The following is a 19830-nucleotide window of genomic DNA, read 5'->3' as shown; positions in this document are numbered from 1 at the left end:
TTTGTGTATGTCACCTATTTACTAAGAAGATTGTTTGGTTAGTGTATCTTTTTGCCTTTGCTCAACAAGGCGATCTAAAGAAATATATACAATACCTGCAACTACACATCCTACAGCTAAAATTGTAAATAGAAAGTGGCCAAGTAATCGATCTAATAAAAACCCCCCCAAAAGTGGACCAAATGCGCTTCCTGTAATCCACTGCAAACTTGCAGCGCCCATATAAGTCCCTCTCAAATGCTCAGGGGCCAAATTTGCTACAAATGTCATCTGTACAGGCGACATAATCATCTCACCTAACGTATATATAGCATAAACGAACAGTAGTGTTATTAAAATAACTGTAGCATTTGTATTAAACTCTCCAAACCACTTCGGTAACCACCCTATAAAAAATAATCCAATCCCGAACAAACATGCACCATATAACATCGTCTTCCCGACTGGTTTATCCGTAGCCCATTTTGAAATTTGAAATTGGAATAAAACAACTAATAGTCCGTTTAACGCCATTAAATATGGATATGGATTATTCGTTCCAAAAATACGCTTCATTTCATTATCAAAATGTAGTGGCAACATGCTTTCTGTTTGAGAAAACCCCATCGAAATGATAATACCTGCTAATAAGTAAATCATTAATGCCTTATCTCGCATTACAATTTTCCAAACTGCCCCAGATTCCTTTTCTTTATGTTCTTCCTTATCTATCCTCTTTGGCATCGTCTCTTGAATAAGAAGTAATACAAGTAACGCATAAAATAGCATTGTAGAAGAGGCAATAATAAACACAAGATTCTTTGACAACACAACTACTGATGCTCCCATTATCGGACCAATCGCAGCACCTATATTGTGTCCCATTCGTAATAAACCATATGCCTCTGTTCTTTTTTCTGGTGCCGTTACATCTGCGACCATAGCTGATGCAGCTGGGTGAAATAAAGAATTACTCAACCCTAAAAAAATAGATAAAATTGCATATGGAATAAACCCTTCTATAAATAGAAAACCGAGCATTAATAATGCATTACTTGCCATAGAAAATATCATAATCGGTTTTCTTCCATATATGTCAGCAATTCTTCCTCCTATAAGTGATCCAAAGCTTGCAGCAATTGGAGAAAGCGCCATAATAACCCCAACTTCCAACAACGAATCTACCTTATCTTTTAAATATAATGCAAAAAAAGGCATTAACATCATCATTGCAATTCCATTTAACGTCTCTCCAATAAATCGAATCCATACGTTACGGTCCATCTCCCTTAACTCACGCCACGTATTTTTCATCATTTCACCCCTTTAGTTAGCCAACAATTATCTTATAATAAGTTCAGAAAAATGTAAATTTTCAAATATAAAAATCCATTCTAACAGAATTAGAATGGATTTTTTTCGCTTATAAATTCGCAACATCTTCTTCTTTTTTACTATTATTTAAAGCACTATGTTTTCGGCTATATAAGAAGTAAACCGCTATACCAATAACCATCCATATCCCAAAACTAATCCATGCTGTCCCCGATAATTGAAGCATTAAGTATAAACAGAAAATTACTGTTAATGCTGGTAAAAATGGTACAAGCGGAGCCTTAAATGCCCTTGGTAAGTCTGGATGGGTTCTTCTCATTACAATTACCGCAACAGCTACGAGTGCAAATGCTGACAATGTCCCCATGTTTACAAGATGTGCTAAAACATTTAAATCTATTAATCCTGAAATCAGTGCCGCAATAATTCCCGTTGTCCATGTATTTAAAAATGGCGTTTTAAATTTCGGATGAACTTTAGCAAGACGCTTCGGCAGTAAACCATCTCGGCTCATCGCATAAGAAACACGAACTTGTCCATACATCATAACTAGCATTACTGTTGTAATTCCTGTAATTGCTCCTACTGAAATTACTCCAGCTAAGCCATCTTGTCCAATAAATTGAAGTGCAAAAGCAACTGGATCTGATATATTTAACTGTCCGTATGGAACAATTCCTGTCAAAATAAGCGAAACAACGATATAAAGAACTGTACAAATTAATAACGATGCAATAATACCAATTGGTAAATCACGTTGCGGACGTTTCACTTCTTCTGCCGCTGTTGAAACTGCATCAAATCCTATAAATGCGAAGAATACTGTAGCCGCTCCAGCCATTACACCATCTAAACCAAACGGCATAAAAGGCGTCCAGTTTTCAGGTTTCACATAATTAAAACCAGCAAAGATAAAAATAAGAACAACTGCTATTTTAATAAATACCATAATGTTATTTACTCGTGCACTTTCACGAACACCCCTAGATAAAAGAACTGTCATCACTAAAATAATTAGAACTGCAGGTAGATCAATTATTCCACCCTTTCCTGTACCAGGAGCCGAGGAGAGAATAGTCGGAATGTGAATTCCAAACCCCTTTAATAAAGATTGAAAATATGCAGACCAACCGTTTGCTACAGCAGATGTAGCAAGTAAATATTCAAGCATTAGATCCCAGCCAATTAAAAATGCGAATACTTCTCCCATCGTCGCGTATGTATACGTATACACACTGCCCGATACAGGAACTGAAGAAGCAAATTCAGCATAACAAAATGCAGCAAAGGCACAAGCTAGCGCGGCAATCGCAAACGATAATATAATAGCTGGCCCAGAATGTTTCGCTGCCACAACACCCGTTAGAACAAAAATACCAGTTCCAACAATTGCTCCGATTCCAAGCATAGTTAAATCTAGCGCGCCCAATGTTCTTGCTAACGTTTTTTGCTTACTTTCTTGCATTAACTTTGCAATTGGCTTCTTTTGAAAAATTTGCTTCATCTTTCACTCCTCCAAGTTTTAAATTTTCTGAAAATTTTTAATTCGCTTTTTTATTTTACTCATTACGCTTTTCCTAGTCAATACTTTTGTCGAAACAAGTAGAAATTCTTCTGAATATGCACTATCCTTATCATTCTTTCTATATATCTTTCGACAACTCTTTTTGGTATTATTATACATGTCGATTCCACAAAAAAAGGCATGCTCCCTTATTGAGAGCATGCTTTTTTTACTTATTTCACAGTATATGAACCTTGTTCAATCCAGCTATACATATACTTTTCATCTTCTGTTTCATGTGCTTGTTTTACAATACGAAGCGGACGGAATGTGTCTATCATAACAGCTAATTCAAGTGTCTCTTTCTTCCCTATACTTGCCTCTGTTTTCCCCGGATGCGGCCCATGGGGAATCCCGCTCGGATGAAGTGTAATAGAACCTTCTTCCACACCTTTGCGACTCATAAAGTTTCCTTCTACATAGTAAAGAACTTCATCACTATTAACATTACTATGATAATATGGTGCCGGAATTGACTCTGGATGATAATCGTATAAACGTGGTACGAAAGAGCAAATAACAAAATTATGCCCTTCAAATGTTTGATGTACTGGCGGCGGCTGATGAATGCGCCCTGTAATTGGTTCAAAATCCTCTACATTAAATACCCACGGATACAAATAGCCATCCCATCCAACAACATCTAACGGGTGGTGTCCTAAAACATGTTTGTGCATATAACCTCTTGATTTTGTCATTACGACAAAATCGCCTTTTTCATCATAGGTCTCTAATTTTTCTGGACCACGAAGATCTCTTTCACAAAACGGACTATGCTCTAACAATTGTCCGTATTCATTTCGATAACGACGCGGCGTTGTAATTTGGCTATTCGCCTCTACAACAAGAAACTTAGTCTCTCCTTCATCTGGAATAACACGATAAATCGTTCCAATTGGGATCGTTACATAGTCGCCTTTTCTATAGTGAATCGTTCCAAACATCGTTTCAATTTTCCCTGTTCCATAATGAACAAATAACATTTCATCGCCATCACCATTACGATAGAAATAATCCATTTTTTCTGTTGGGCTCACTACTCCAATTAACAAATCTTCATTTCCAAGTATGAAATTTCGTCCACTTATTGCATCACCACTTTTTTTATTTTCTTTCGTTCGGAAGTGGCGATGAGAAAGAGCAACATCCTCTTCATACTGCAACTGACAAGAATGCGATAATGCAGAATGACCTACTTCTGTTGGCATATAGTGATGATACAAAATAGACTGTGTACCAGAAAAACCTTTTGTTCCCATTACCTGTTCACGATAAAGCGATCCATCTTTTTTACGAAATTGTACATGTCGTTTATGAGGTAGTTCTCCCATGTGACGATAAAACATGCCCATCACTCGCTTCCTTTTCTTTTTTGATCGTATTACGTAGTGTACCTAAACCAGTAATCGACAGCTCTACAACATCTCCATCTTGTAGCCACTCTTCTGTACCAAGTTCTAAAATACAGCCTGTTCCTACTGTCCCAGAACCAATCACATCTCCTGGATATAACGTAACGTCCTCTGAAGCACGTTCAATCATTTCAGCAAATGTATAGTAAATATCTTGGAAGTTTCCCTTTGATAATAGTTTTCCATTTACATGAGCAGTCATTTCTAAATCATATCGATCACCATTACGATAAACATCTAATTCCTCTTTCGTAACAAGATGTGCTCCTAACGAAGTTGCAAAGTCCTTTCCTTTCGCTGGACCGAGACCTACTTTCATTTCTGTTGCTTGTAAGTCTCTCGCACTCCAGTCGTTCATAATACAATAACCAAAAATATATTCCTCTGCTTGCTCACGAGAAATATTTCGCCCTTCTTTTCCTATTACGCAAGCGATCTCCAACTCGTAATCAAGCTTTTTAGACTTTTTCGGACCAATTACAAAATCACCGGAACCAATTACAGCACGATGATTAGTAAAATAAAAGACCGGAATATCATACCATTCAGGCACAACATCTAGTCCTCTTCGTCCGCGAGCTGTTTTTACATGTTGTTCAAATGCGTAAAAATCTCGAATACTACTCGGATTAGGAAGAGCAGCTGTCAATTGTACTTCTTCTAAAGCATATATACCCTTATTTGGATTCTTAACATTCCTCACTACTTCTACATACTCATCAGCTTTCTCTAAAAAAGCCATCATAGAAGAAGGGATTCTCCCTTCACTAGCAAGATTCATATCTATTACTTTGTCACCTTCAAGCCATCCAGCCCGTATTTCTTTTGAAGGAAGACGAAATGTAACAAATTTCATCCTGATTCCTCCTTATAAAAATGAAATTTCCACCAGCAAAGGGACTTTTGCTGGTGGATATAAATCTTATAAGTTTCCGCGACGCTCTTGTTCTCTTTCAATTGATTCGAATAACGCTTTAAAGTTTCCTTCACCAAATCCACGAGAACCTTTACGTTGAATGATTTCAATAAATAAAGTCGGGCGATCTACAATTGGTTTCGTAAAGATTTGTAGTAAGTAACCTTCATCATCACGATCTACTAAGATCTTTAATTCTTTTAGCTTATCAATTTCTTCATCGATTTTTCCAACTCGTGCAGTTAACTCATCATAATAAGTATCAGGTGTATCTAAAAACTCCACCCCATTTGCACGAAGCGCTTCAACTGTTTTAACAATATCACTTGTTAATAAAGCAAGATGCTGTACACCAGCTCCATTATAGAATTCTAGATACTCTTGAATTTGTGACTTTCTCTTTCCGTCTGCTGGTTCGTTAATCGGAAACTTAATACGGCTTCCATTCGTCATAACTTTCGACATTAACGCCGAATACTCTGTACTAATATCGTCATCATCAAAATGAATCATTTGTTTAAAGCCCATGACATTCTCGTAATAACTAACCCACTCTTCCATTTTTTCAACATTACCAACTACATGATCGACAGCAATTAAACCAGACTCTTCAAATGGAATATTAAACTCTACCTTTTGGAATCCTGGCATAAATGCCCCTTTATAATTTTTACGCTCTACAAGCGTATGAATTGTATCACCATACGTACCAATAACTGCTTTTTTCAATGTACCGTCCTCATCTGTTAATTCCTCTGGTGGAGCAATTGCGACGGCACCACGTTTCACTGCTTCTGAGTATGCTTTATCAACATCATCAACAAGTAGTGCCACATCCTTCACGCCATCACCATGAGTCTTTACAAACTCTGCAATACGATTTTCACTACTTAAAGCTCCAGACACAACGAAACGCATATTTTTTTGCACAAGAACATAAGATACCTTTTCACGGTTTCCAGTTTCTAATCCAGAGTAAGCCACAATTTTGAATCCGAATGCTCTCGCAAGATAATAACTCGATTGCTTTGCATTCCCTACGTAAAATTCCAAATGATCTACATCACGTACTGGAAAAAAGTCCTCCATTTGTGCAGCTAGCGTATCCATAGATTTTTGTTTCATAATATCTTCATCCCCCTGTAAATAGATTAAATGGTCCATACTTAAAACCAACCGAAAACGCTTCCAACATAAATAAATAGAAATTAGTTAGCAAGCTAACAAATTCTGACCTTTAAAATTTTCTATCTTTTCTGTCAAATTCCTCTTTTTTTCTTACATATAAAATTCGACTTTTTTCTCTTTGAAATAAAGTGAAACTTTAATCAGCCCTCACCAATCAGGCTTTTACTCAGTGGATTTTTGATTACTCGTTGAATCAAGTTGCAACCGCAGCGTCTAATTAGCCATGGATGCTAAATAATGAGGTAACTTTAACACTTGAAGGTATATAAGAAGAAAATAAAAAAGACTCCAACATATTAACTACTTACTAATACGTTAGAGTCTTTATTTTTTTTGAATGGTTGTATTTACATATATCATACTAATACACTTGCAAGGAATAGAATAAATGATGTTAATATTACCGCTCCACCTAAGGATCCTAATAAATCTGTTTTTGTTACTTGAAACACTTGTTCACTGTTCATATCCCTCATTCTCCTTCCATTTTTGTTTGATTTAAAACTTCTATTATACTAATACACTTGATAGAAATACGATTAATGCTGTTAATACTACTGCTCCACTTGCTGATCCTACGAAGTCACCTTTTGTTACTTGTAATACTTGCTCTTTCATATCTTTCATTCTCCCTTCTTTTTCTTTTGTTACAAAGTTTCTATTATACTAATACGCTTGATAGAAATACGATTAATGCTGTTAATACTACCGCTCCACTTGCTGATCCTACGAAGTCACCTTTTGTTACTTGTAATACTTGCTCTTTCATATCTTTCATTCTCCCTTCTTTTTCTTTTATTACAAAGTTTCTATTATACTAATACGCTTGATAGAAATACGATTAATGCTGTTAATACCACCGCTCCACTTGCTGATCCTACGAAGTCACCTTTTGTTACTTGTAATACTTGCTCTTTCATATCTTTCATTCTCCCTTCTTTTTCTTTTGTTACAAAACTTCTATTATACTAATACGCTTGATAGAAATACGATTAATGCTGTTAATACTACCGCCCCACTTGCTGATCCTACGAAGTCACCTTTTGTTACTTGTAATACTTGCTCTTTCATATCATTTATCCTCCCTTTTCATAAGTTATCTATATGTAATTTCTAAGAAATGTTTATTTCATAGTTTTTATGTTAACGTTACATTAAATTTGATAACGTAACGTTTGTAACATTAATGTAACATAACTATTGTTACGTTGCAATATAATAACGTGAAATTTATTACACTTTTTTTACGTTTTTTTATAACACTCTCCAAAAACCCTTATTTAATGCACTTTTCACTAAGCTCACGCTTGTAACATTCTTGTAATATTAAAGTCATAAAGTGAAATGTAGTCATCCTTCTCTCTATTTTTGTTACAAACAGTTTATTTAGTGACACTAAACCTATCTAATCTTTACTTACTTTTAATATGAGATAAAATACCGTCTTTCCAAGATAAGTTTATATGTTTCCTCTATATAACTATGTATAATAAAAACAAAGAGGTGGTCATTTTGAAATTAATCGCATTAGATATGGATGGTACACTACTATCATCTAATCTTGAAATCTCCAAAGAAAACCTACAAGCAATCCAAACTGCACAAGAAGCTGGTCATATTGTAATGATTTGTTCTGGTCGTGCGAAAGAGGATGCTTTAAAGCTATTGGAAGAATATAAATTATCTCTTCCAGTCGGAGCAAGCAATGGGGCTATTGTTTATGTGGATGGAAAAGTAATTAACTCTCGTTGTATACAAAACGACAAAGTGTACAAACTTGCAAAATTACTAGAATCTGAAGGTTTCCCATATAAGCTATATACGAATAAAGGAGTTTATTCTCCATATACATGGCAAGATCAAGTGATGCAAGCGTTCGAAGAAAATAAGCATGCGCTCGATGTTACATTAGAGGAGCTTGAACGAATTACAGAAAAGCAAAAGAAATCAAACCTAATTACTGATTTCAAAAAAATAGAAGATGTTGTAAATAACCAAGAACTAGAAATATCTAAATTCTTCATTTCAACATTTAATGCAGCGCATCGCGCACAGCTATTAAGCGTGTTACAAGAAGACGCTGATATTATGGTTACAGCATCAGCTCCTACTAACTTAGAAATTATGGATAAGAATGGACATAAAGGAAACGGGCTACAGCAGATGGCAGCTCATTTTAATATCCCTATTGAAGATACAGTTGCTATTGGTGATAATTTTAATGATGTACCAATGCTAGAAGTAGCAGGCTTATCTGTTGCAATGGGCAACGCTGAAGAAGATGTAAAAAAACTATGTGATGTTGTAACACTAACAAACAATGAACATGGTGTTGCTCACGCAATCGAGCAATTTGTATTGAAACAAACTTCATCTAGTAAATAAAAAAAGGACTCTTTCAATTTGAAAGAGTCCTTTTTTTATACATGATGACAAGAAACAAAATGATTATCACCAACATTACGAAATTCTGGTATTGTTTTTTTACAAACATCTGTTGCAAACGGGCAACGTGTATGAAAACGACAACCCGAAGGTGGACTTGCTGGACTTGGAATATCCCCTTCTAGTATAATTCGCTCTCGCTTCACTGTTGGATCTGGTATTGGAACAGCTGATAACAATGCTTTTGTATACGGATGTAGCGGATTGGTAAATAACTCATCACGCGGCGCCGTCTCCACAATTGTACCTAAATACATAATTCCGATTTTCGTACATAAATGTTCTACTACACTCAAATCATGTGAAATGAATAAATAAGATAATCCCTTTTTCTCCTGTAACTCACTAAATAAATTAATAATTTGTGCTTGGATAGATACATCTAATGCCGCCACAGGTTCATCAGCTACAATGAATTCTGGATTTAATACCATAGCCCTTGCTATTACGATACGCTGACGTTGTCCTCCAGAAAACTCATGGGGATACCGGTCAATATGATAAGGAGCTAAGCCACATAACTCCAATACTTCAATTACCTTTTCACGAACATTTTCTTTCGTCGCTAATCCGTGGGCCAACATCGGCTCTCCAAGCGCTTCACCAATTCTCATTCTCGGATTTAATGAGCTAAATGGATCTTGGAAAACGAGCTGCATATTAGGGCGATGTTTTCTCAATTCATCCTTGGATAAAGAATGAACATCTTTCCCTTTAAACTTCACTTCCCCCTCCGTTTTTTGAACGAGACGTAAAATTGTTTTTCCTATCGTTGTTTTTCCGCTCCCTGATTCGCCAACGAGACCAAACACTTCACCTTTATTAATAGTAAAACTTACTCCATCAACTGCTTTTACATGCCCGATCGTTCTACTAAATATGCCACCTTTAATTGGAAAATATGTCTTTAGGTTTTTCACCTCTAATAATGGTTCACTCATTGTTCCGCACGCTCCTCATATAACCAGCAAGCTACTTTATGATTTTCATCATTTACATTTAGATTTGGGGCTTCTTTTTCACATATTTCCATACAATGCTCACAACGCCCACTAAAGTAGCAAAACTCACCTAAACCAACTAAATTCGGAACTTGCCCTGGAATAGAATATAGTTTATCTATTCGTTTTCCCATTACTGGTTTTGATTTCAACAATCCTTTCGTATAAGGGTGTTTTGGATTTTGGAATATCTCTAGTACTGGAGCTTCTTCAATAACTTTCCCGCCATACATAACGACAACGTAATCAGCCATTTCTGCTACGACACCTAAATCATGTGTAATTAATAAGATTGACGTTTTAAATTCTTCTTTCACTTGTCTTAGTAAATCCAATATTTGAGCTTGAATCGTAACATCAAGAGCTGTTGTTGGTTCATCTGCAATTAATAACTTAGGATTACAACTAAGCGCAACAGCAATCATAATACGTTGTAACATCCCGCCGCTCAGTTCATGCGGATAAGAATGGACAATTTCATCAGCACGAGCTATGCCAACTTTACGAATTAACTCAATTGCTTTCTTATACGCTTCATTTTTACTAAGTAATTCATGCTCCCTTAGCGTTTCTACAATTTGCTCACCTACAGTGAAGACGGGATTTAGAGATGTCATCGGTTCTTGGAAAATCATTGCAATATCATTGCCTCGTAAACTACGAAGTTCTTTCTCTTTCATTCCTAAAAGACTTTTTCCCTCATATAGAATATCTCCGCCTACTACACTACCTGATTCAGCAATAAGCCCCATAATAGATAAAGCTGTTACACTTTTCCCGCAACCTGATTCACCTACAACACAAACAGTTTCACCTTCTCGAACAGCAAAACTAACATGATTTACAGCCTTTACTATTCCTTCCTCCGTTTGAAAGTGTGTTTGTAAGTCTTTCAGCTCTACTACCGCTTTACTCATATTCTCTCACCTACCGTCTCATCTTTGGATCTAACGCATCACGAAGTGCATCACCAAGTAAATTAATGGATACAACTGTTATAAAGATTGCGAAACCAGGAGGAATCCATAACCACGGACGCTTTTGAAAATCAATTAATGAGTTAGCTGCGCTAATCATATTCCCCCATGATGGTGTAGGTGGGACGACGCCGAGACCTAAGTAGCTTAGCGCGGATTCTCCCAAAATAGAACCTGCAACACCTAATGTAGATACGACAATTAAAATGGGTAAAACATTAGGTATTAAGTGATATATAATTTTCCGGTAATCTTTTATTCCTAACACATCAGCAGCTTGCATAAATGCTTGCTCCCTAAGTGATAAAATTTGCCCTCTTACAAGGCGTGCAAGCCCTGGCCAACCTACTAAACTTAAAATAATCATAATGACATACAACCGATAATCAGACGGTACTTTCCACTCTGATAAAATCGCACCCATTATAATAAGTAACGGTAATCCTGGCATCGACATTAAAATATCTGCAAGCCGCATAATAATATTGTCCACAATACCACGATAAAAACCTGCAATCGCTCCTAATAAAGCTCCAAGTATAACTGATAAAACCATTGAAGCTAAACCAATGGTTAATGAAATACGTCCCGCTTGCATAAGCCTTGTTAAAATGTCTCTTCCTAATTGATCTGTACCAAGCCAATGAGAAAAACTAGGTGGTTTGTTAATGAGCGCAACTTGTATTTTTCCTGATGCATATGGAGAAAAGAACGGACCGATAAAACAAAATAAAAACATAAAAATTAATGCATAAAACCCTACAAGTGCCATCTTATTTTTCTTTATCTTTTTAAAAGCTTGTCGCCATGGTGATGATGCGTTTCTTCTCTTTTTTTCTTTTTTTTCTGTAATTACTGTAACAGTCTCCATTTCTTTCCCCACCTTACTTCAACCGAATTCGTGGATCAACAACTGCATATACGATATCTGCTAAAAAGTTTGAAACGATTGTTAAACAAGAAAGAAACATCGTAAATGCCATCAATACTGTATAGTCACGGAAATTTAATGCTTCTAATTGAATATTACCAATTCCTGGCCAGTTAAAAATTTGTTCAATAATAATTGCCCCAGAAAACAAGCCAGGTAATTCAAATGCTAATAACGTAATTGCCGGTAAAATTGCATTTTTTAATGCATGCTTATAAATAACCGTCTTCTCCTTCAAACCTTTCGCTCTTGCTGTTCGTATGTAATCTTGTCTTACAACCTCTAACATACTTGTTCTAAAATAACGAGTTAGCGAGCCGACCCCAAGAAGTGTCAAAATAAATACTGGTAAAATCATATGTTTTGCAACTTCTATCACGTAAGCAAATCCTGTTGAATTACTGCCAACATCAATCATTCCACCTATCGGTAATAACTTAAAGTCAACCGCAAACACCTTAATTAAAAACAAACCGATAAAGAATGAAGGGAATGACATTGCTGCAAAAACACCGATTGTTACAAGTTTATCGAACAAAGAATGTTGCTTCGTCGCCGAGAATACACCGATAATAAGTGCAATTAGCCAAATAAAAAACAATGCAATAATTGCTACACTAAAAGAATTCCAAATAAATTTATTTAATAATGACGTTACAGGCTCTTGATATTGAAGCGAGAAGCCAAAGTCCCCTTGCAATGCATTACCTAACCAATGAAAATAACGCTCAACAATCGGTTTGTTCAACCCATATAATTCCCTCAGTTCAGCTGCTCTTTCCGGTGTAATTTTCGGATTTGAATCAATATAATCCCCAGGAAGAAGTGCGAACAGGACGAAGATAATAATTGATGTACCAAGCAGTGTAGGAATCATTTGTAACAACCTACGAACAATATATGTTTTCACCCTTTTTCTCTCCAATCTTATGCTTAAAATAGAAGAACATTTTTTCAAAGCGGCACATTACTAACCGAATGAAAAAATGTCTTCTACTTATACATTCTTATCGTTATTTTTCAAATGATAATACTGGTAAGTTTGCACTAATACTGTTGTACTTTTCAGGATCAATTCCTTTTATATTCCCGTTATAACCAGTAATTGTTCTACGGTAGTTTAATAGAATTACTGGTGGATCATCACTTAATTCTTTATACAATTCTTTATAAATAGGTTTACGCTTTTCGATATCTACAGTTTCAATACCTTTTTGAATTAGCTCATCTACTTTTGCATTCTTATAACCAAGACTAGTTTCATTTGCAGTAGACAAATATTCACCAGCTGTTTCACTCGGGTCACTTGTAATCGGTGTCGAAACAGAAGCTAAATCATAATCCCCTTTGTTTACCTTAGAAAGCATCGTATTAAAGTCCATAAATTCAGGATTAAACTCTACACCTATTTCTTTATAATTCTCTTTCGCAATCGGAATTAATAAATCACTATCTTTAGCCGAACTTGGACCGAAATAAGAAAGTTTTAATTTTTGACCATCTTTTTCACGAATTCCATCCGAACCAACTTTCCACCCTGCTTCATCTAATAATTTTTTCGCTTTTTCTTTATCGTATTCGTATTTATTAACTCCTTCTTCCGTATAAGCCCAAGAAGTTGGATGAATTGGTACATTGGCTACTGTACCGTATCCTTTTAACGCTGTATCAACATATTTTTTGCGGTCTAATCCGTAAATAAGTGCTTGGCGAACCTTTTTATCCTTTAAGTAAGGCTTATTATTATTCATATAAATATAACTATATGACGGTGCTGTTTCGATTTGGATATTTGCGAATTCTAAAGCCTTAGCCTGTTCAAGAACCTCATCACCAGTACCTAAGCCAGTATGGTCAACTTCTCCTGTTTGGAACAACTGAAGCTTCGTATCACCAGAAGTAATTTTATAAATGAAGTTTTGAATTTTTGGTTTACCCGCATAATAATTTTCGTTTGCTACAAAACGAACTTCTTGACCTGGAATATACTTTTCAAATTTATATGGACCCGCAGCTAATGGCTTTCCATATAAATCTTTTAAGTAATCTAAGCTTGTATTTTGCTTATAATCTTTTCCATAATAAGCTTTTGATAGTACTGTACCTCCTAAAACAAATATAGCTTGTGAATTCACTTTTTCAGTTGTAATTTTAATTGTTTGTCGATCAACAACTTGAATACCTTCAATTGAAGTTGCTTTTCCTTCTTTATATTCTTTACCACCTTTAACCGCATATTGAGAGATATCTACTTCACCCTCATATGCCTTATCATGTAAAAGCGTCAATGTGAAAGCTACATCATCCGCCGTTAATGGCGATCCATCACTAAATTTCAAATCTTTACGTAAATGGAATGTATATGTTAACTGATCAGAAGAAACGTCCCACTTCTCAGCTAATTCTGGAATTGGTTTCCCTTGTTTATCGGTTGATACGAGAGATGCAAAAATAACTGAAGTTACGTTTCCATCCCAACCATTTTGTTGGAAGTATGGTAAAAATACGCCGCCTGGCTTACTAATACCAACTACTAACGTATCTTTTCTATTCTTCGCTTTGTCTGGCACTTTCGTTTTATCTGTCGCAGCGATCTTTTCAATTTTCACATTTTTTAAATCCTGCTGTTTAACCGGTTCTGTAGAAGCCGCGTCCTCCTGTCCCCCACAAGCAGACAACACAAGCGAACTACTCATTAATACCGAAAATACACCAGCCCATTTTTTTGTCTTTTTCTTCATTGTCCCCACCCTAACTTTTTATGATTATACCCTCTGAACGAATTACCTTATGTATGCCTCCCACAGCAACATTTATAGCCAATCGGAAAAGTCGGTTTTAATCGTAAAAAAATAGATGTTTTTGAGGGGTAACAACCTTATTCCGACCTTTCCGGTAGACTTTATGGTTATTAGCTTATATCGTTCATTATGTTTTGTCAATTCTTTCTAAATAAATATTTTTAGAATTTTTACAAAATTTTATCTCTACATTTATACTTTAAGAAAACTCAGCTATAATTCGTATTAAAAACTTAAAAATCTACTTCTATTTCTTCAGTATGAAACATAGAATACTAATAACCAATTACCAAAAAGGGGGCGAAAATATGGACAACCTATTCCAATACGTCCTGCACTACGTATTATTAACAATTATGATAGTCGGGGCGCTATTACTATTCCCGTTCTTCCCAAAGTTCGTCCTCTTTTTAGCTTTTTTTATCATGCTCGGGATCGCTATTATAATTTCAACGAGAGAAGATACCACGCAAAAAGAGAGCAGAGTTCAGCGCGTAAAGCTGTAACTTTGCTCTCTTTTCGTTTTCATTCACTAGTCTCTTTTACACATATTTATCCCACTATTTTCCGGTCAGTAAGACCCTCACCTCAAAATTCAGCGAAAGCAAAGAAGTTAGGTGGGGGGCGTGCTGCCCGTAAAAGCCCGATTCGTGAGGACTGATTAAAGTCTCACTTTATCTCTCGGGAAATAATTAGCCTTTGTTTTTGTAATTACTCCTATCGAAAAACCACTAATGACATTTATTTTTCACCTTATCATTTCATATGTTTCACAAGCTATGCAAATTGAGGAACACGGATTTATCTAAGTTACTGTTTCACGTGAAACACATCGCTTTATTTAACCTTTAAAGCCAAATATCATTATGAAAAAAGCCACTTCCTCCAGCAAAACTGAAAGGAAGTGGCTTTCTACTCATTACTCCACAATATTCTCTAATTCATTATATAACTCTGCTCGTAACAACTCTTTCTTCGTTTTTTCCTCATATAATTTTTCAAGTCTTTCAACATCAGCTACATGTTCCATTTCACATTCTATTGCATATACATCTTCTTCTACATGCATTAACTCGTTTTCAATCTCTTCAAGATTCCTAGCTTCTTTCTCTTTTACAGGAACCGTTTCAACACTTTTTTTTCCTTGGCGTTTCTGCTTTATTACTTGCTTCTCAAGCTTTTCTTCCCACTTTTGACGAGCCCATGCATAGTTTCCTGCAAACTCAAATAATTTACATTCATCAATCCAGTACGTCTTTTCAAATAACTTATTTAAAAAATATCGATCGTGTGAAACAGCTAAAATCGTCCCGTTATATTGCTCAAGGGCTTCCTCTAAAACTTCTCTTGATTCAATATCAAGATGGTTTGTCGGCTCATCTAAAATTAGAAAATTGATGTCTTGATACATAAGTTGCGCAAGTCTTAACCTCATTTTTTCTCCACCACTAAGTTGCGTTACTTTCTTAAATACTGCTGGACCATAAAATAAAAACTTAGCTAATATATGTCTTGCTTCTCCCTCTGTTACAGCCACATTCTCCCTGAATGCTTCCAATACATTACTCTTCATATTTTCATACGTATGCTGTGATAAATAACCGATTTTCACACTACTACCAACCCTAATTGCGCCAGCTTCTGGTTCCATTTCTTTTAATAGTAATTTTAGTAAAGTGGTCTTCCCTGTGCCGTTGCGACCAACGATAGCAGCACGCTCTTGAAAACGAACATGTAAATTCGCTTGTTCAAATAAAGGTCGGCCAGCAAAACCTTTACTCACTTCTTTCATTACAACAACATCTTTCCCGCTTCTCTCTTGCCCTTCAAACTGAAGACCCATCTGTTTCCGTTCTAAAATCGGCCTCTTTAATTTCTCTATACGTTCTAACGCACGTTCCATATTTCTCGCTCTTTTATGCAATCCTTCATTCGGAGGATTCGCTTGATTTGCCCATTCACGTAGGCGCTTAATTGCTTCTTTCATTTTCTTTATTTTCTTTTGCTGCTCTTGATAAGCTTGAAACTCTTGAAGTAATCTTCCTTCCTTCTCCTCAACGAACTGAGAATAATTCGTATGGTACACGTGAATCGCTCCATCTTCCAAATCAAAAATTTTCGTTACAACTTCATCAAGGAAATAGCGATCATGTGAAATAACCATAACTGTTCCATTATATTCTTTTAAAAATTGCTCTAACCATTCAACTGCAAACAAATCTAAATGATTTGTTGGTTCATCTAATAGAAGTAAATCTGGTTTCTGCAATAGCATATATGCAAGGCTTACTTTCGTCTGTTCTCCTCCACTTAATTCCGTAAATACTCTTGAAAATAAGTTTGTCACTTGTAAGCCATTTGCTACCTTCATTATATTTGCCTCTATTTCATAACCACCGAGAAATGCAAATTTTTCTTGAATTACTCCGTACCTCTCCATTAGCTTTTGCAAAGAAGATTGTTCCTGCTCTTCTGCCATATTTTTTTCTAGAGCATGCATTTCTTTTTCTAATTCCTTTTCTACTTTAAAAGCGGAACTCAATACATCATATACAGTCATGGCCTCATCAAACTTCGGAATTTGTGCGACATGACCAATACGTGTACCTTTCTTCATATGGATGGCTCCTGTATCCAAACTCTCCATTCCCGTTAGAAGCCCAAAGATTGTTGTCTTCCCACTACCGTTACGACCAACTAACCCAACACGTTCACCATTCTTTATTTCAAGCGATATATTTTCAAATATGATGTTTCCACCAAAAGATTTCGTTACATTATTTACACTACAAATAGTCATTTTCCGTACTCCTTTCAATATAAAAAACCATGAGAAAGAAACATTCCCCATGGTTTTCGGCATAGAAAAAGGAAGCCAAATAGCTCCCTTTTCACACGTTTATTAAAAATGGGTGAAGAGATTCCTATCGTTCAATAGTCACTATGCAATTGTTAAAAAAGGGCATACGTATCCCGTTAACAACTACATCATGAAAAATCGCACGACAAAAATAGATAAAATCTAAAAATTTGGCACGTGCAGCTAAAGAACGTTTCATCTCATTCACCCCTTTCGTACGGAATTTAATACTTACTTCTTTATTATACTTCCCTATTTCATGTTTGAATAGTCATTTTTCTGAAAATAATGAAGATAGACTAAACATTTCAATGAGTGACATCAAATCTTACAAAACTGTTATGTTCACGTAATGGAAAGCGATAGTACGAAAAGATGCCTCCCTATACAATAAAGATGTAAACAAGAGAGACAAACAAAAGGAGGAAACAAACATGATAAAAGAAATCGTAAAAGCAATCTTTGAGGTATTAGTGAACGGACAAGCAGTTGTAAAAGAACTAAATGAACTATAAAAAGGAGTGAAGAAATATGATGAACATGGTAAAAATGATTTTACACGCTTTGGTCGATGCAAAAGCAGTTAGCCAAGAATTAAACCAACAATAAAAAGGGGTATATGAATATGAAGAAAGCCATTATTATAATTGCAAGCACAGCAATTACCTTATACACAATAAAAAATAGAAAAAAGAAAAATACTGAAAATGTTCTATATTATCCATACACACTATTAGAGAAAAAATAAAAGACAAGGTACCCTATCGTAATGAGGATATCTTGTCTTTTATTTTTCCCTTATTCCTTTAGAGGATTTCCTTCTCCTTTTCCCGAATGTATTAAGCGGGATTTTTACACATATTTTAAAGGGGCATATATATAAATGGATACACAACAACTATATTTTTTAAACGATATCGGTAAACAAAAACCAGAAAGTATTCGGAATAGAAGCGCTGCATGTCCATTTTGCGATACAGAACATTTAACGGATATTTTAGCAACTGATGGTTCTATTATTTGGTTAAAAAATAAATTTCCTACATTACAAGATACATTTCAAACAGTGTTAATTGAAACCGATAATTGCGAAGATCATATCGCAACATATACAGAAGAACATATGCGGAAATTAATGCAATTTTCTATTCAACATTGGTTACACTTACAGAAGAAAGAAGAGTTCGCATCTGTAATTTTATACAAAAATCACGGTCCATTTTCAGGCGGAAGTTTGCATCATGCACACATGCAAATTATCGGAATGAAATATGTAGATTATCTTGAAAATATTGAAGAAGAAAATTTCCAAGGGGTAATTGTTCAAAAAAACGAACGCATTGAGCTTAATATTTCAGAGCGTCCCATTATTGGCTTCACTGAATTCAATATAATCATTGATAATATTTCATATATAGATGATATGGCAAATTACATTCAGCAAACTATACGTTACATACTGACAGATTTCCATAAAGGATGCAGTAGTTATAACTTATTCTTCTATTACTTAAATGGAAAAATCATTTGTAAAGTTGTTCCTAGGTTTGTCGTTTCACCGCTGTATGTAGGATATAAAATACCTCAAGTTTCCACAAAACTAGAATACGTAAAAATACAACTAGCGGAGTATTTCACAAAATGAAACGATTATCAAAAAAAAATAGAGTAGGTATCAAAACCTACTCTTTAATTACACCTTTATTTCGATAGTACACATCTTCTAATCCGATGTTATACTTCATGTTATTATCCGTCCACTCTGGCCCTAAATTCCCTGGCCATCCAGATGTATTCGCTATATATTTCAGTAATGCAAAATCAGTCAAACCTTTTTGCACCCCACGCTTATATCCTTTCATTAAATGCGGCATTGCAATTTGCGCATTTGTACGTGGATCTTTCAGCTCATCATCAGTTAAATGTTCTGGTGCAAGCCCGCCGCCGCGGTGTAGTTGAAACAATCCGAATGAAGTTCCATTATCTCCAACACTTCTTGGATTTAATCGACTTTCATGCTCAGCAATTGCAAGAGGTATCCATTCCGGAAGATTTACTTTCTTCGCTTCCTCTATAATGATTTGTTTCATCTGTTTTGCTTCTTCTGAATCAACATAGCTTGTTCCATTCACTAGCTTATCCATTCCTTCAGACTTTCCTTGGAAATATAAATATACTCCAAGAACAACTAAAAATCCTACAAAGAATTTCTTCACTACCTCTACCTCTTTCTCCGCTGAAATTTGTCCCCTTTCAGCCTTCCCTTTACAATTACCCACATTCTATCATTCTCTTACCCTTTTATCATAGCAAATAACTATGCGTATTATCATCATGCTTTAGACCGATTTTGTGAAAAAACAGCTGGTAAATACGTACAAAAATGTAACTTTCATAGACTATAACGCATTTATTGTATAT

At 35.5% G+C, this 19830-nt stretch carries 22 protein-coding genes; 4 read left to right on the top strand and 18 right to left on the bottom strand.

Going from position 1 to position 19830, the window contains the following annotated elements:
• Positions 1–21 precede the first annotated feature (21 nt).
• The 10 genes from AC0ONG_RS30000 to AC0ONG_RS29955 all read right to left on the bottom strand — a co-directional run bounded on the left by AC0ONG_RS30000 (position 22) and on the right by AC0ONG_RS29955 (position 7465).
• Entirely contained in the window at positions 22–1293 is a 1272-nt protein-coding gene (locus AC0ONG_RS30000) for an MDR family MFS transporter (protein ID WP_098437721.1), read from the bottom strand.
• 109 nt (positions 1294–1402) lie between these two features.
• Positions 1403–2818 carry an amino acid permease gene (locus AC0ONG_RS29995; protein ID WP_000809361.1) on the bottom strand — a complete coding sequence of 472 codons (1416 nt, stop codon included), beginning with the start codon at positions 2816–2818 and terminating at the stop codon, positions 1403–1405.
• Between the two features lie 233 nt (positions 2819–3051).
• Entirely contained in the window at positions 3052–4224 is a 1173-nt protein-coding gene (locus AC0ONG_RS29990; protein ID WP_012614724.1) for a homogentisate 1,2-dioxygenase, read from the bottom strand.
• Positions 4190–5146 (bottom strand): fumarylacetoacetate hydrolase family protein, encoded by a 957-nt coding sequence (locus AC0ONG_RS29985; protein ID WP_000673996.1) that lies wholly within the window; start codon positions 5144–5146, stop codon positions 4190–4192. Before AC0ONG_RS29985 ends, AC0ONG_RS29990 begins: the two co-directional genes overlap by 35 nt.
• Positions 5147–5212: 66 nt before the next feature.
• Complete coding sequence (gene hppD, locus AC0ONG_RS29980; protein ID WP_000810920.1) at positions 5213–6331, bottom strand: 4-hydroxyphenylpyruvate dioxygenase; 1119 nt, start codon at positions 6329–6331, stop codon at positions 5213–5215.
• A gap of 419 nt (positions 6332–6750) precedes the next feature.
• Complete coding sequence (locus AC0ONG_RS29975; RefSeq protein ID WP_001083691.1) at positions 6751–6861, bottom strand: DUF3948 family protein; 111 nt, start codon at positions 6859–6861, stop codon at positions 6751–6753.
• A gap of 43 nt (positions 6862–6904) precedes the next feature.
• A complete protein-coding gene (locus AC0ONG_RS29970) occupies positions 6905–7021 on the bottom strand; it encodes a DUF3948 family protein (protein ID WP_000654250.1) in 117 nt (38 codons plus the stop codon).
• A gap of 34 nt (positions 7022–7055) precedes the next feature.
• Entirely contained in the window at positions 7056–7163 is a 108-nt protein-coding gene (locus AC0ONG_RS29965) for a DUF3948 family protein (RefSeq protein ID WP_000664237.1), read from the bottom strand.
• Positions 7164–7206: 43 nt separating this feature from the next.
• A complete protein-coding gene (locus AC0ONG_RS29960) occupies positions 7207–7323 on the bottom strand; it encodes a DUF3948 family protein (RefSeq protein WP_000654250.1) in 117 nt (38 codons plus the stop codon).
• Between the two features lie 34 nt (positions 7324–7357).
• On the bottom strand, positions 7358–7465 hold the full coding sequence (locus AC0ONG_RS29955) for a DUF3948 family protein (protein WP_000664237.1): 108 nt from the start codon (positions 7463–7465) through the stop codon (positions 7358–7360).
• A gap of 441 nt (positions 7466–7906) precedes the next feature.
• On the opposite strand from AC0ONG_RS29955, the gene AC0ONG_RS29950 reads away from it, so the two are divergent.
• Positions 7907–8779, top strand: a complete 873-nt coding sequence (locus AC0ONG_RS29950) for a Cof-type HAD-IIB family hydrolase (protein WP_000766424.1) — start codon at positions 7907–7909, stop codon at positions 8777–8779.
• Between the two features lie 35 nt (positions 8780–8814).
• Here AC0ONG_RS29950 and AC0ONG_RS29945 read toward each other — a convergent pair whose 3' ends face one another.
• The 5 genes from AC0ONG_RS29945 to AC0ONG_RS29925 form a co-directional block, all read right to left on the bottom strand.
• Positions 8815–9780, bottom strand: a complete 966-nt coding sequence (locus AC0ONG_RS29945; protein ID WP_063546235.1) for an ABC transporter ATP-binding protein — start codon at positions 9778–9780, stop codon at positions 8815–8817.
• Positions 9777–10757 (bottom strand): ABC transporter ATP-binding protein, encoded by a 981-nt coding sequence (locus tag AC0ONG_RS29940; protein ID WP_098829080.1) that lies wholly within the window; start codon positions 10755–10757, stop codon positions 9777–9779. The genes AC0ONG_RS29945 and AC0ONG_RS29940 overlap by 4 nt, the downstream gene beginning before the upstream one ends.
• 10 nt (positions 10758–10767) lie before the next feature.
• Positions 10768–11688 carry an oligopeptide ABC transporter permease gene (gene opp4C, locus AC0ONG_RS29935; RefSeq protein ID WP_000451075.1) on the bottom strand — a complete coding sequence of 307 codons (921 nt, stop codon included), beginning with the start codon at positions 11686–11688 and terminating at the stop codon, positions 10768–10770.
• A 13-nt stretch (positions 11689–11701) separates the two neighbouring features.
• Complete coding sequence (locus tag AC0ONG_RS29930; protein ID WP_000860748.1) at positions 11702–12658, bottom strand: ABC transporter permease; 957 nt, start codon at positions 12656–12658, stop codon at positions 11702–11704.
• A gap of 103 nt (positions 12659–12761) precedes the next feature.
• The gene (locus AC0ONG_RS29925) at positions 12762–14489 is read right to left on the bottom strand and encodes an ABC transporter substrate-binding protein (RefSeq protein ID WP_474205340.1); all 1728 of its coding nucleotides are present in this window, start codon (positions 14487–14489) and stop codon (positions 12762–12764) included.
• A gap of 368 nt (positions 14490–14857) precedes the next feature.
• On the opposite strand from AC0ONG_RS29925, the gene AC0ONG_RS29920 reads away from it, so the two are divergent.
• A complete protein-coding gene (locus AC0ONG_RS29920) occupies positions 14858–15055 on the top strand; it encodes a hypothetical protein (RefSeq protein WP_000369259.1) in 198 nt (65 codons plus the stop codon).
• A 413-nt stretch (positions 15056–15468) separates the two neighbouring features.
• Here the strand turns inward: AC0ONG_RS29920 and abc-f are convergent, their stop codons facing one another.
• Together abc-f and AC0ONG_RS29910 are read right to left on the bottom strand one after the other, a co-directional pair.
• Complete coding sequence (abc-f, locus tag AC0ONG_RS29915) at positions 15469–17349, bottom strand: ribosomal protection-like ABC-F family protein (protein WP_106082478.1); 1881 nt, start codon at positions 17347–17349, stop codon at positions 15469–15471.
• Between the two features lie 124 nt (positions 17350–17473).
• Positions 17474–17608, bottom strand: a complete 135-nt coding sequence (locus tag AC0ONG_RS29910) for an RAxF-45 family protein (protein ID WP_000830643.1) — start codon at positions 17606–17608, stop codon at positions 17474–17476.
• A gap of 420 nt (positions 17609–18028) precedes the next feature.
• Here AC0ONG_RS29910 and AC0ONG_RS29905 point away from each other — a divergent pair, with 420 nt between their 5' ends.
• Both AC0ONG_RS29905 and AC0ONG_RS29900 read left to right on the top strand, forming a co-directional pair.
• Positions 18029–18157, top strand: a complete 129-nt coding sequence (locus AC0ONG_RS29905) for a hypothetical protein (protein WP_002083998.1) — start codon at positions 18029–18031, stop codon at positions 18155–18157.
• Between the two features lie 135 nt (positions 18158–18292).
• The gene (locus AC0ONG_RS29900) at positions 18293–19054 is read left to right on the top strand and encodes a DUF4931 domain-containing protein (RefSeq protein WP_136996929.1); all 762 of its coding nucleotides are present in this window, start codon (positions 18293–18295) and stop codon (positions 19052–19054) included.
• A gap of 37 nt (positions 19055–19091) precedes the next feature.
• Here the strand turns inward: AC0ONG_RS29900 and AC0ONG_RS29895 are convergent, their stop codons facing one another.
• Positions 19092–19625 (bottom strand): transglycosylase SLT domain-containing protein, encoded by a 534-nt coding sequence (locus tag AC0ONG_RS29895; protein WP_000713249.1) that lies wholly within the window; start codon positions 19623–19625, stop codon positions 19092–19094.
• Positions 19626–19830 lie beyond the last annotated feature (205 nt).

The organism is Bacillus sp. TCT6 (genome assembly GCF_056033845.1).
This window is presented reverse-complemented; position numbering and strand designations above follow the sequence as displayed.

What these genes read in the sequence shown, in the direction of transcription:
- AC0ONG_RS30000 (WP_098437721.1), bottom strand. Translation starts at nt 1,293, where the DNA reads ATGAAAAATACGTGGCGTGAGTTAAGGGAGATGGACCGTAACGTATGG.
- AC0ONG_RS29995 (WP_000809361.1), bottom strand. Translation starts at nt 2,818, where the DNA reads ATGAAGCAAATTTTTCAAAAGAAGCCAATTGCAAAGTTAATGCAAGAA.
- AC0ONG_RS29990 (WP_012614724.1), bottom strand. Translation starts at nt 4,224, where the DNA reads ATGTTTTATCGTCACATGGGAGAACTACCTCATAAACGACATGTACAA.
- AC0ONG_RS29985 (WP_000673996.1), bottom strand. Translation starts at nt 5,146, where the DNA reads ATGAAATTTGTTACATTTCGTCTTCCTTCAAAAGAAATACGGGCTGGA.
- hppD (WP_000810920.1), bottom strand. Translation starts at nt 6,331, where the DNA reads ATGAAACAAAAATCTATGGATACGCTAGCTGCACAAATGGAGGACTTT.
- AC0ONG_RS29975 (WP_001083691.1), bottom strand. Translation starts at nt 6,861, where the DNA reads ATGAACAGTGAACAAGTGTTTCAAGTAACAAAAACAGATTTATTAGGA.
- AC0ONG_RS29970 (WP_000654250.1), bottom strand. Translation starts at nt 7,021, where the DNA reads ATGAAAGATATGAAAGAGCAAGTATTACAAGTAACAAAAGGTGACTTC.
- AC0ONG_RS29965 (WP_000664237.1), bottom strand. Translation starts at nt 7,163, where the DNA reads ATGAAAGAGCAAGTATTACAAGTAACAAAAGGTGACTTCGTAGGATCA.
- AC0ONG_RS29960 (WP_000654250.1), bottom strand. Translation starts at nt 7,323, where the DNA reads ATGAAAGATATGAAAGAGCAAGTATTACAAGTAACAAAAGGTGACTTC.
- AC0ONG_RS29955 (WP_000664237.1), bottom strand. Translation starts at nt 7,465, where the DNA reads ATGAAAGAGCAAGTATTACAAGTAACAAAAGGTGACTTCGTAGGATCA.
- AC0ONG_RS29945 (WP_063546235.1), bottom strand. Translation starts at nt 9,780, where the DNA reads ATGAGTGAACCATTATTAGAGGTGAAAAACCTAAAGACATATTTTCCA.
- AC0ONG_RS29940 (WP_098829080.1), bottom strand. Translation starts at nt 10,757, where the DNA reads ATGAGTAAAGCGGTAGTAGAGCTGAAAGACTTACAAACACACTTTCAA.
- opp4C (WP_000451075.1), bottom strand. Translation starts at nt 11,688, where the DNA reads ATGGAGACTGTTACAGTAATTACAGAAAAAAAAGAAAAAAAGAGAAGA.
- AC0ONG_RS29925 (WP_474205340.1), bottom strand. Translation starts at nt 14,489, where the DNA reads ATGAAGAAAAAGACAAAAAAATGGGCTGGTGTATTTTCGGTATTAATG.
- AC0ONG_RS29920 (WP_000369259.1), top strand. Translation starts at nt 14,858, where the DNA reads ATGGACAACCTATTCCAATACGTCCTGCACTACGTATTATTAACAATT.
- abc-f (WP_106082478.1), bottom strand. Translation starts at nt 17,349, where the DNA reads ATGACTATTTGTAGTGTAAATAATGTAACGAAATCTTTTGGTGGAAAC.
- AC0ONG_RS29910 (WP_000830643.1), bottom strand. Translation starts at nt 17,608, where the DNA reads ATGAAACGTTCTTTAGCTGCACGTGCCAAATTTTTAGATTTTATCTAT.
- AC0ONG_RS29905 (WP_002083998.1), top strand. Translation starts at nt 18,029, where the DNA reads ATGAATATGAAGAAAGCCATTATTATAATTGCAAGCACAGCAATTACC.
- AC0ONG_RS29900 (WP_136996929.1), top strand. Translation starts at nt 18,293, where the DNA reads ATGGATACACAACAACTATATTTTTTAAACGATATCGGTAAACAAAAA.